The following is a 10995-nucleotide window of genomic DNA, read 5'->3' as shown; positions in this document are numbered from 1 at the left end:
TGATGAAATTCTAATTGAATTAAAGGCGAATTCCTTCTTAACCAAAGAGGAGATCAGGCAATTCTGGCATTACCTTAAATCTTCAATGTATAAAGTGGGTTACTTGATTAATTTTGGCTCAGCAAATAAAGTTGAGATTATTCGGAGGGTCTATGACACGGCAAGGAATAAAATTTAGCGTATTTTCGCGTTGGCTTTCGCGTGTTTTAGCGATAAAGAAGTCTGTTACTCTCATCGAGTTACTCATTGCCATTGCCATTGTGGGAATTCTTTCTGTGGGTCTTACCTATATGCTTACTCAGGGATTAAAGGTCTGGATGGGAGGAACAGCCAGAACCGATATTGTAGACCGAGGAAGAGTTGCCCTGGAAAGACTTTCCCGAGAATTGCGTCAAGCGGAACGTTTTACCATCACTACCATGAATGCCACGGATATACAGTTTAATGCGGTTTTAAGCGGAACAACCTATGTAATTGCCTACAAGTTTACCAACAATGCTTTGTGGCGCAGTGAAAAAACCAATATGGCAGCAGCAAACGATTTTGTTTCTTTGGCGAAGAGTGTAAATAATTTGACTTTTAGTTATTATGATAAAAATGGTGCAGTTACGACATCTACCACTGCAGTGCGCGTCGTAAGGGTTGATTTGGTGCTGGATATGCCTTCTCCCGAGCAAGATGTAACGCTTAATACCGATATTCAGTTGAGGAATTTTTATACCTCGGGAGAATAAAAGCGTAGAAGCAGAATGATGCAGATAGCAACGCAGAACGACACAGAAAAAGCGTAGAAGCAGAATGACGCAGATAGCAACGCAGATATACGCAGAAAAGGCGTAGAGGCAGATTGACGCTGATGACCACGCGGAAATGGACAAATTATTATATAAAGAAGAATCATATCAAATAAGAGGGGCGTGTTTTTGTGTATGGAAAGAATTTGGAGGAGCTTTTAAGGAATCGGTAATTCGGAAGGCTCTGGTTAAAGAATTAAAAGAGCGTGGCTTATTTCCGGAGATAGATAAGAAGATAGAAGTCAGATTTAAAGATGAAAAAGTGGGAGTATATGTGCCAGATTTAGTGGTTAATGATAAAATATTGATTGAGCTCAAAGTAAAACCCTATTTAACTAAAGAAGATGAGAGGCAATTTTGGTATTATTTGAAAGCTTCGGATTATAAATTGGGATTTTTGATAAATTTTGGTAGTGAGAAATTGGAGATAAAAAGGCGTATTTATGATAAGGCACGTGAAAAGTATAGAAACAGAAAGATGCAGATGGCAACGCAGGACTGCACTGATTAATACTAATTTCGGCGTAAATCTGCGTAGTTTGCAGCGTAACTCTGCTTCTACAAATCAAAAGGGGATTGTCTTGACTATGGTTTTGTATATTATTATTGTCTTTGTGATTATTGGACTGGTACTTATAACTTTAATGATTGTCAATAATCAGTCATCATATCAACTTTTATATTCCACGCAGGCCTATTATCTTGCTGAGGCAGGAGTGGAATATGGGCTAATGCAATTAAGTTCTGATCCAATGTGGCTTGTGGATTCTGATGCATTGAGTTTTGATGGGACAGATGATTATGTAAATGTGAGAGATTCTTCCTCCCTAAAGGTTACCGGTAGTTTAACAGTAGAGTTCTGGATAAAGCCTACGAATATCGCTAAGGGTAGACAAAATATTCTAGATAAAGCTTACGGTGGAGAGTTTGCTTTTACTCAAGAAACAAATGGTAGTATTTCTTTTTACTATGGAACCTGTGGAGGAAGGTGTACGCCTTATCAGGGATTTGGTTCAGGAGCAAATTCTGTGGTTCAGAACGAATGGCATCATTTTGCTCTTGTAAGAAATTTGACTAATATGATGCTTTACTGGTATAAGGATGGCAATTTACTTACTTCTACTGCCGCCGCTTATGCAAGTGCTACTGCCTCCACTTATAATGTAACTATTGGTTATGGTTATACTGGAGTTTACTATCAAGGCATCATTGATGAGGTGCGTATCTACAATCGTGCTTTAACTCAAGAAGAGATTCAATATTCTTACAATTACAAAATGCCTCTGAATAGAACCGGCTTGGTTGGCTGGTGGAAATTTGCTTCAGGTTATACATCAATTGATTCTTCGGGAAAGGGAAATAATGGGACTGTTTATGGAGCAACCTCTACTACCGGAGTGTATAAGCCTTCCCCTGTAGGATTAGCTGCCGGAACGGGTTTTAATCCTCTTGGGCAATCCAATTGCTCTTTCTCTGTAAGTTTTATGGCCACTGCCGTGCAGAATGGTTTGCTTACCTCGGTAAGCAGTGTGGAAGCAAAACAGGTGATTTCTTTGGATAAAGCCCCGGCACAGAGGGTGGTGAGTGTGAATGTGCCACGGATATATTGATTTGGTTAAATGGTTAAAAGGTTAAATAGTTAAATGGGTAAGTGGTTAAAAAGTGTAGAAGCTGATATGCGCTGAACAAAACGCGGAAAAACGCGGAAAAAGTAGTAGACAAAGAAGAGAATATTTTAAAATAAATATGGATTGCCATAGAGGTATAATTTGACATTTTGTGTTGAACTTAATTTGTCAAATAACTAAGGTATGAAGAGAATAATTTACGGGGGAATTTGTTTATTACTAATCTTAGAGATTATAATTCCCAATGTAGATTGGATTAATTATAAAGTTTTTCTTGCTTATACGATTGTAGGAATACTTCTCTTTATCGGATCTTTTGGCTATTTAATTAAAGAAAATTTTTACACGAAGACCTCTCTTGATACGCCACTTTTTCTATATTTTGTCTGGCTATTTATTTCTTATCTATTTTCTCCCTTTAAAAGTGCCTCCGGCTATAGATTCTTAAATAGTTCCGTTTTAATTGCTTTTTATTTTCTTTTGGTTAATTCTTCAAGGAGAAAAGAAGAAATTAACTATTTATTTAACCTCTGGATTTTTTCTTCTCTACTGCTTTGTCTTTACAGTTTTCTCTATCAGATAGAATTTGTGGGGAGTTTTGGTAATCCTAATCTCTTTGCCAGTTTTTTAGTTTCTCTAATACCTGTTTCGCTGGTAAGGTTTTATCATACTGAGGATAAAGAAGAGAAATTTCTTTTTTTTATTTCTGCTGTGGTATTTTTAATCGCCCTTTTTTTTACAAAAAGTAGAGCAGGAATTGGTGGGGGGATATTTTCTTTAATTTTATTTTTTGGTCTGGGATTTTATAAGGAAATTATTGGGAATAAAAAGAACTTTAAACGTTTCTACCAAATTTTAATTATAGCGATTATAGGAGGATTAATTTTCTTTCGGCAAATCCTTCCCTTCTTTGTTTTGAAAGATAGGATTTATATCTGGCAGGGAGCATTAAGGTTAATTAAAGAGAAATGGCTCTTTGGTTGGGGAGTGGGGAACTTGCCCATCTATTTTCCTAAGTTTTCTCCTCAACCATTGCGTCAGATTTATCCTGACCAGTTTGTAAACAATGCCCATAATGAGTTTTTAACTTTGACTGCAGAATTAGGCATAGTGGGCTTGGGTCTATTTTTATGGATTCTTGGTAAAACTTTTGTTATGTTAAAGAAAAATTTAAAGAGTAAAGATAGTCTTTTCAGTTTGGTTAGTTTGGGAGGTTTATGTTCGTTAAGCGGGATTTTACTAGTTAATCTTTTTGATGTCTCCTTGCGTTTTCTTTTTACAGCAATTTTTTTCTGGTTTATAATGGGTATTGCAGGGAGTATAGAGAAAATGAAAGAAGAATCTTTACAAAAATCAATTTTATATAAAAGAATAATTATTTTTCTTGTTTGTGTAATTTTAGGTATTTTTTTACTAAAGCAAGCCTTTTACAATTTTGAGATGAGCCAAGAATATCACAATTCAGTAAGAAGGTTAAAAGTAAATTTGAGTGAGATTGAAATAATAAGGAAAGAGGGTGAGGAAAAGATTTTGAATAATAAAGCAGATGCGCAAATTTATTTTAAATTAGGGACACTTTATGCTAAAATCATGGATTGGCAGAGAGCAAAAGCGTATTTGGAAAAGGCAATAAGTCTTGATAGTAGTTCTATATTCTCCTATACAAATTTAGGAAATGTGTATGCAGAGATAAATAATTTAGATAAAGCTATAGATTACTATCAGAAAGCAATAGAAATTTCCCCTGAATATCTTAATGCACATTATAATTTGGGATTTGTTTATTTTAAAAAAGGGGATATTGAGAGAGCATTAAGGGAATTTGATTTTGTATTAAGTAAGAATAAAAAAGAATATTATGCCTGGCAGATAAGGCAGCTGATCTTTGAATAAAAGATTAGAAGCAGATTTACGCTGAGAACCACGCGGAATAACGCAAAAATGAAAAGGTTAGTTAATTTATTGTCGGTTTTGATAATGGTGGTTAGTTTTCTTATTTTTGATTACCGGATGATAAGGTATGCTTTTTCTCAACAATCTGCACCCTCTGCTTTGACCTCTTGGGTAAGAGCTTTACCACTTCATCCACAAAAAAGAAGCATTTATGTAGAATGGAGTTCTGCTTCTGGTGCCAGCTGGTATAATTTAGAATATTCCAATTATCCTTTTTCTACTAATTCTCCTACCAATGTTTTTGCGGGAATTACGCCGGCAAATTACACCGCTACCAGTTTCATTCATAATAACTTGAGCGATAACAACTGGTATGTCTATCGAGTACGAGCAGTTGCTACTAATGGGACATATTCAAATTATTCACCTGCACACGGCGTAGCAGTGAAACCTGCGGGATTGAAGTGGGAAGAAGCTTATTAGTTAAACCCATAAATCACAAATTCTAAACCCTAAACTCAAAACAAATTCTTTTCTATTGGAGAAAATATATTTTTTATGTTATACTGATACAAATTTTCTTTGTTTCCTTAGCTCAATTACCTACCTTAGGAGTAGTGATAGAATAGTAGGTTTCCCGGCTATAGTAAATTCGCGAGATTGACATTGGGATATTGTCGGATGTGCCCGTAGCTCAATAGGATAGAGTGGCTGGATTCTCCCGAATGTAGTTCACTACTATAGAATTTCTTCGGGATCCCGTTTTCCATTCATGCCCCGATAGCTCAATTGGCTAGAGTAGTGGGCTTCGAACCCAAAGGTTGCAGGTTCAACTCCTGCTCGGGGCGCCAATGAGTTACGGGAGAACCATTAGGTTGGATGTTCGATTCACCCCGGGCGCGCCAAAGGAGATTACGATAGATTTATATCCTCTGCAGGACGAAATAGTTTGTTGCAGAAATTTGTATTCTTTGTTAAAATAATTAAATTGCGGTAATAAAATAAGAGTTTACTGCGTAGGGCCGTTAGCTCAAATAGGTGGAGCAGGGGACTCTTAATCCCAAGGTCGCAGGTTCGATTCCTGCACGGCCCAGAGAAAAGCGGACGTGGCGGAATTGGCATACGCGTACGGCTTAGAACCGTATCCCTTTGGGTTGAGAGTTCGACTCTCTCCGTCCGCAAAATAACAGATGACATAGATTCAAATAGGTTTTAAATATCAAACACAGATTGGTGCAGATTTTGTTTAATGCCGTCATTAAAATTTGAGAGATTTTGGGCAGTTATCCTGCAATGCAGGATAATTAATGGATATCTATAAGATACTAACTGCCAAAAATCTAAAAGGGGTTGTGGGGAAAAGTTCCCTCACGCTTTCGGGGTAACAGCGAGCGAATAAAGATGAGCGAGCGCCATAGGGGTAGAGCCCCTTTGGGGAGTGAACGCCGTTGCATAAGGAATTAGGATTTAGATAAATAATAAGCGGTAGAATTACGGCAAGAGGCTGAGTAATCGAGAGTGAACGACGCGGGAGTAGCTCAGTTGGTAGAGCGCAGCGTTGCCAACGCTGTTGTCGCGGGTTCGAAACCCGTCTCCCGCTTGATAAAAATAATAGTTAAATTGTTAAATAGAAAAAGAAAGGAGCAGAGATGAAAATAACAGAATTTTTATGTGAGAAGGCAGTCAACTCTGATTTGAAATCTTTGGATAAGAAGGGAGTTATCGAGGAATTAGTAGATTTGTTAATCAAAGCGGGAAAATTAAAAGATAAAGATAAGCAGAAGATAATTGAGGTTATCTTGAATCGTGAGGCTTTAGGAAGCACAGGCATCGGACAAGGAATTGCTATTCCTCACGGTAAAAGTGATTGTTTAAAAGAACTTACCGCTGCTATGGGGATTTCCAAAAGAGGAATAAACTTTGACGCCTTAGATGGGGAACCAGTTTTTATTTTCTTTTTGTTGCTTGCTCCTGAAGATTCTGCAGGTCCGCATCTCAAGGCTTTAGCAAGAATTTCGCGGTTGCTTAAAGACAAATATTTAAGAGATGCACTCATTAAAGCAAAGGACGATAAAGAAATTATAAATATTATAAAAGAAGAGGACCAGAAGAAGTTTTAAAAGAAATAGAGAGCGCAAAAAAATGAAAACGCATAAATAACCAGTGGGTTTAAAGTATTTATATTTAATTTGGTTATTCTTATTTTGTTCCTGATGATTTATTAACTGCTGTTCTAAGTAAAAAAGAAAGGAGGTGAGTTATGTCGGAAAAAGAAATTGGAACAATTACACACTATTACGGAAACATCAATGTGGGTATTATCCAGCTTTCTGATGTTCTAAAAGTGGGAGAGACTATTCACATTAAAGGACACTCTACCGATTTTAAACAAGTAGTTTCTTCTATCCAGGTAGAACATCAGAATGTTGAAGAAGCAAAGGCAGGAGCGTTGGTAGGTATAAAAGTAGAACAAAGAGTCCATCCTCATGATAAAGTGTTTAAAGTAGTTTCCTAAAAAACCATTCTTAAGATTAAGTAATTATGAAACACGAGCATTCCGATTAAAGAAAACATCCGTTTTTCATTATCGGGGTAATCTTTTTAAAAGGAGCTATTGATTCCTTTTTTATTTATTGTTTATGAAAAAGAGCGATTTTCTTTTCTCTCGTCTTGTAAACTTGATGGATATCCTGCGTTCTTCCCATGGATGTCCTTGGGATAGAAAACAGAATCATCGTTCTCTGAAGATATGTTTAATAGAGGAAACCTGCGAAGTCCTGGATGCTATTGACCGGAAGAATCCCCATAAGCTAAAGGAAGAATTGGGAGACCTTCTTTATCAAATAGTTTTTCATACACGGCTTGCCAAAGAAAAAGGGCATTTTTCTATCAATGAGGTAATCGAATGCATTTATAGTAAATTGATAAGAAGACATCCTCATGTATTTGAAAAAGAGAAAATTATGGGAATAGATAAGGTTATAGAAGCTTGGCATAAACGGAAGATTAAAGAATCGAATGGTTCTATATTTGATGATATTCCCCCTATACTTCCTGCACTCCATAAAGCAATAAAGGTGCAAAATAAATTGTCGCTTTTAGGATTAGCACAAAGTGATATCCCAAGCACTCTTAGAAAAGTAGAAGGGGGGATAAAAGAGTTGCAAATTAAGATAAAGAATGGGGACAAATTATCCGGGTTAGAGAGAGCAATTGGATATTTGTTGTTTAACATCGTTAATCTCGCTCGCCTTTTGAAGATAGAGCCGGAGACTGTGCTTAATGATGCGACAAGTAAATATATGAGGAGATGTAAAGGAAGTATAAAATGAGCGGAATTTTTGGAGTGGTTTCTAAGAATAACTGTGCAGAGAGCCTCTATTATGGGATAGACTATCATTCGCATTTGGGTACAGAATATGGTGGAATAGCTATTTTGGGAAAAGAATTTGTGCGTCAGATTCATAATATAAGTTATTCACAATTCAAGGCAAAGTTTTATGATGATATAAAGAGAATGGATGGAAATAAAGGCATAGGGGTGATAAGTTCTTCCGATGAACAACCCATCTATCTAAAATCAAAACTTGGTCCTTTTTGCATCGTCACCAATGGTTTTGTAGAGAATAAGAAAGAGTTAGCTTCTTATCTAATGGAGCAAGGAGCGTCTTTCAGCGAAACGAGCAGAGGCGCGATTAATGAAACTGAATTGGTGGCTAAGTTAATCAGTCGCGGAGATGATATTGTAGATGGTATTGAGGATGTTTTTAGGGTTATCGAAGGTTCTTGTTCTTTGCTTATCCTCTCGGAAGAGGGTATTTACGCCGCAAGAGATAAGTTGGGATACACTCCGCTTATAATCGGTAAGCGTAATGATTCTTGGGCAGTAACTACGGAAACCTCGGCATTGTTTAATTTAGGTTTTGAGATTGTCAAGTATCTTGAGCCAGGAGGGATAGTTCTGATAAATGATAGTGGTATGGTGCAAAAGGTTTCTGGAGGAAATAAAAAACAAACCTGTGCTTTTCTCTGGATATACACCGGTTTTCCTGCTTCCAGTTATGAAGGGATAAATGTAGAAATAGTGAGGGAAAGATGTGGAAGTTTCTTGGCAAAAAGGGATAGAGACATTGCTATAGACCTTGTAACTGGCGTTCCCGATTCAGGTATAGGACATGCTTTGGGATACGCCATGGAATCGGGCAAACCTTATCGTCGGCCGTTAGTAAAATATACTCCCGGATATGGAAGAAGCTATACTCCTCCTTCACAGGAGACAAGGGATTTAATAGCCAGAATGAAGCTTGTTCCGATTAAAGAAATAATTGCAGGAAAAAGTATCGTTGTTTGCGAAGATTCTATTGTGAGAGGGACTCAGCTAAAAAATTTTACCATAAAGAAACTTTGGGATAGCGGTGCAAGAGAAGTGCATGTGCGCGTTGCCTGTCCACCGCTTATGTTTCCTTGTAAATTCAATTTTTCTACGCGAACTATTCATGAACTTGCTGCTCGTCGGGCAATTAGATATTTAGAAGGCAAGGACACAGATGATGTTTCCGCATATCTTGACTACCAAAATCCCCAATACCAAAAGATGGTGGATTGGATTGCCGAGGATTTAGGGGTTACTACTTTAAGATATCAGACCCTTGAAGATATGATAAGAGCCATCGGTCTACCAGAGGATGAGCTTTGTCTTTATTGCTGGACAGGCAAATGTTTGCGTTTGGCAAAGGATAGTAAAGTAATGTTAAGAAACAACCAAGTAAATTAAAAACCTGCCTTTATGCCCGACTTTAGAAAAATAGAAGAATATGTAAAGTATAGATTCCCATCATTTGGCATAAATAAGAAAAGAGAAGTTATGCGTTTAATTTTTGAGATAGCTAAACGCGATAATTTGCCTTTTACAGAAATAATTCCTGATACAGAATATAAGGATTATAGAAGCCTAAAGAGTAACCTATTAAAAAGAAGATACCCCAGCTTTAGAAGTGGTAACGGTTTGAAATTATATCTTCCTGATTTAGAGCTGGATGCTCGAAATAGATTTAAATCCCAGAGATCATTTAAGTTCTTACCCAAAAATATTTACGTAGAAAGAGAAATAAAGAATAGTTATCTTGTGCAGAGGTTTAAGGAATTTTTCCCTAGCGCTAAAATTATAGAGATAGATTCGCTTAAGGATTATGTGAAGGATAAAAAATTTGATATAGGTGAATATAATTATAGAAGAGATAACATCTTTATCATACGTGAGCGATACGATTTTTTCAAAAGGTGCCCCTGTACAAAAAAATCCGTTTCCTGCGGTTACAATGTTCTGAATCTTGGTGTAGGTTGTATTTACGATTGTGTTTATTGTTATCTTCAGATTTATTTAAAAAATACCCCAGGGATAGTTATCCCCGCTAATCTTAACGACTTCTTTAAAAAATTACCGCGTAATTTCGTTAATTCGCCACTTTTTCGTAAACCAAGGTTAGGAAATGGAGAATTCAGCGATTCTCTTGCCCTCGATGATGTAACTAAGTGGTCTCTTGATTTGGTATCGTTTTTCCGTGAACGGAAAGAGCTTTTGTTTGAATTTAAAACAAAATCAAAAAATATAGATAACCTTTTAGACATAAAGCCAGCAAACAACATCATTATTTCTTGGTCTTTAAACCCTCAAAGCATTATAGATTCTCTTGAGTTTTATACTGCTTCATTAAAAGAGCGCATTGCTTCTGCTAAGTTTTGTGCTGAACATGGTTATAGAGTAGGTTTTCATTTAGACCCATTAATCTATCATAAAAATTGGGAAGATGATTATCGAGGTTTATTAAATTTAATTTTTAAAAACATATCCAAGGATAAAGTTGCGTGGATTAGCTTGGGAACATTGAGATTTAATCCCCAGTTAAAGAAAATCATCGAGAACCGTTTTCCGGATAATAAAATTCTTGATGAAGAACTCTTCTTGGGTTTTGATAACAAGTTGAGATATCATCATAAATTGCGTATAATGATATACAAAAAGGTTTATTCATGGATTAAGAAAAGGAAGAGGGGAATTCCTGTATATCTATGTATGGAAAATAGGGCTATCTGGAAGGAGGTTTATGGTTCTTAATGGAGACGAGATTAGGGGGTTGATAAAAAAAATTAAATTGATTGAGGGGTACATTGATTTAGACAAACAGATTACTCCTAATGGATTTGACCTTACAGTGGATGAGATTCATGTCTTCAAAGAAAGAGGAGCGTTGGATTTTTCTAACCGAGAGCGATTGTTGTCAGAAACAGGCAAAAGAAAACCCTTTAAGAAATCCTCCCAAGATAAATATGGCTGGTGGTTTCTTAAAAAAGGGGTGTATAAAATAGTTGCCAATGAGATATGTAATATACCTCGTGATTTGGTAGCACTTGCTTTTCCCCGCACTTCCCTTTTGCGGATGGGTGCTTTTACTCAGACAGGTGTATGGGACGCAGGATTTACAGGAAAAAGTGAATTTATACTAGTAATAGAGAATCCCAAGGGGATAAGGATTAAAGAAAATGCCCGTATTGTACAATTGGTCTTTTTAAGAGTTAAAGAGGTAAAAGAAGGCTATAAAGGAATATATAATTTAAACTTAAAATTTAAAACCCAAGAATAAAAATATATAAATTATGAGTTAGAGTTTAATTTATTTAGA

11 protein-coding genes and 4 tRNA genes are annotated in these 10995 nt (G+C 36.4%); all 15 read left to right on the top strand.

Going from position 1 to position 10995, the window contains the following annotated elements:
- Positions 1-152: 152 nt before the first annotated feature.
- The 15 genes from NC818_06830 to NC818_06760 all read left to right on the top strand — a co-directional run bounded on the left by NC818_06830 (position 153) and on the right by NC818_06760 (position 10956).
- Positions 153-734, top strand: coding sequence for a prepilin-type N-terminal cleavage/methylation domain-containing protein (locus NC818_06830; protein ID MCM8784461.1), 582 nt, complete (start codon positions 153-155; stop codon positions 732-734).
- Positions 735-870: 136 nt separating this feature from the next.
- The gene (locus tag NC818_06825) at positions 871-1305 is read left to right on the top strand and encodes a GxxExxY protein (protein MCM8784460.1); all 435 of its coding nucleotides are present in this window, start codon (positions 871-873) and stop codon (positions 1303-1305) included.
- Positions 1238-2404 carry a LamG domain-containing protein gene (locus NC818_06820; GenBank protein MCM8784459.1) on the top strand — a complete coding sequence of 389 codons (1167 nt, stop codon included), beginning with the start codon at positions 1238-1240 and terminating at the stop codon, positions 2402-2404. Before NC818_06825 ends, NC818_06820 begins: the two co-directional genes overlap by 68 nt.
- A 201-nt stretch (positions 2405-2605) precedes the next feature.
- Positions 2606-4315: a tetratricopeptide repeat protein gene (locus tag NC818_06815; protein ID MCM8784458.1), complete on the top strand. Its 1710-nt coding sequence runs from the start codon at positions 2606-2608 to the stop codon at positions 4313-4315.
- 48 nt (positions 4316-4363) lie between these two features.
- Positions 4364-4798: a hypothetical protein gene (locus NC818_06810; GenBank protein MCM8784457.1), complete on the top strand. Its 435-nt coding sequence runs from the start codon at positions 4364-4366 to the stop codon at positions 4796-4798.
- Between the two features lie 291 nt (positions 4799-5089).
- Positions 5090-5166, top strand: a tRNA-Arg gene (locus NC818_06805).
- 168 nt (positions 5167-5334) lie between these two features.
- Positions 5335-5408: transfer RNA gene (locus tag NC818_06800), tRNA-Lys, on the top strand.
- Between the two features lie 7 nt (positions 5409-5415).
- Positions 5416-5496 (top strand) — tRNA-Leu (locus NC818_06795).
- Positions 5497-5842: 346 nt separating this feature from the next.
- Positions 5843-5915 (top strand) — tRNA-Gly (locus tag NC818_06790).
- Between the two features lie 49 nt (positions 5916-5964).
- Entirely contained in the window at positions 5965-6435 is a 471-nt protein-coding gene (locus NC818_06785) for a PTS sugar transporter subunit IIA (GenBank protein ID MCM8784456.1), read from the top strand.
- Positions 6436-6575: 140 nt separating this feature from the next.
- The gene (locus tag NC818_06780) at positions 6576-6830 is read left to right on the top strand and encodes a hypothetical protein (protein MCM8784455.1); all 255 of its coding nucleotides are present in this window, start codon (positions 6576-6578) and stop codon (positions 6828-6830) included.
- 124 nt (positions 6831-6954) lie between these two features.
- Positions 6955-7647 carry a nucleoside triphosphate pyrophosphohydrolase gene (gene mazG / locus NC818_06775; protein MCM8784454.1) on the top strand — a complete coding sequence of 231 codons (693 nt, stop codon included), beginning with the start codon at positions 6955-6957 and terminating at the stop codon, positions 7645-7647.
- Entirely contained in the window at positions 7644-9089 is a 1446-nt protein-coding gene (locus tag NC818_06770; GenBank protein MCM8784453.1) for an amidophosphoribosyltransferase, read from the top strand. The genes mazG and NC818_06770 overlap by 4 nt, the downstream gene beginning before the upstream one ends.
- A gap of 12 nt (positions 9090-9101) precedes the next feature.
- Positions 9102-10430: a hypothetical protein gene (locus tag NC818_06765; protein MCM8784452.1), complete on the top strand. Its 1329-nt coding sequence runs from the start codon at positions 9102-9104 to the stop codon at positions 10428-10430.
- Positions 10420-10956 carry a deoxyuridine 5'-triphosphate nucleotidohydrolase gene (locus NC818_06760; GenBank protein MCM8784451.1) on the top strand — a complete coding sequence of 179 codons (537 nt, stop codon included), beginning with the start codon at positions 10420-10422 and terminating at the stop codon, positions 10954-10956. The genes NC818_06765 and NC818_06760 overlap by 11 nt, the downstream gene beginning before the upstream one ends.
- Positions 10957-10995: the final 39 nt, after the last annotated feature.

The organism is Candidatus Omnitrophota bacterium (assembly GCA_023819145.1).
Lineage (GTDB): Bacteria > Omnitrophota > Gorgyraeia > DTHP01 > DTHP01 > JBFWKV01.
Note: the sequence above shows the minus strand (reverse complement) of the source record. Positions and strands in the feature narration are given on the sequence as shown.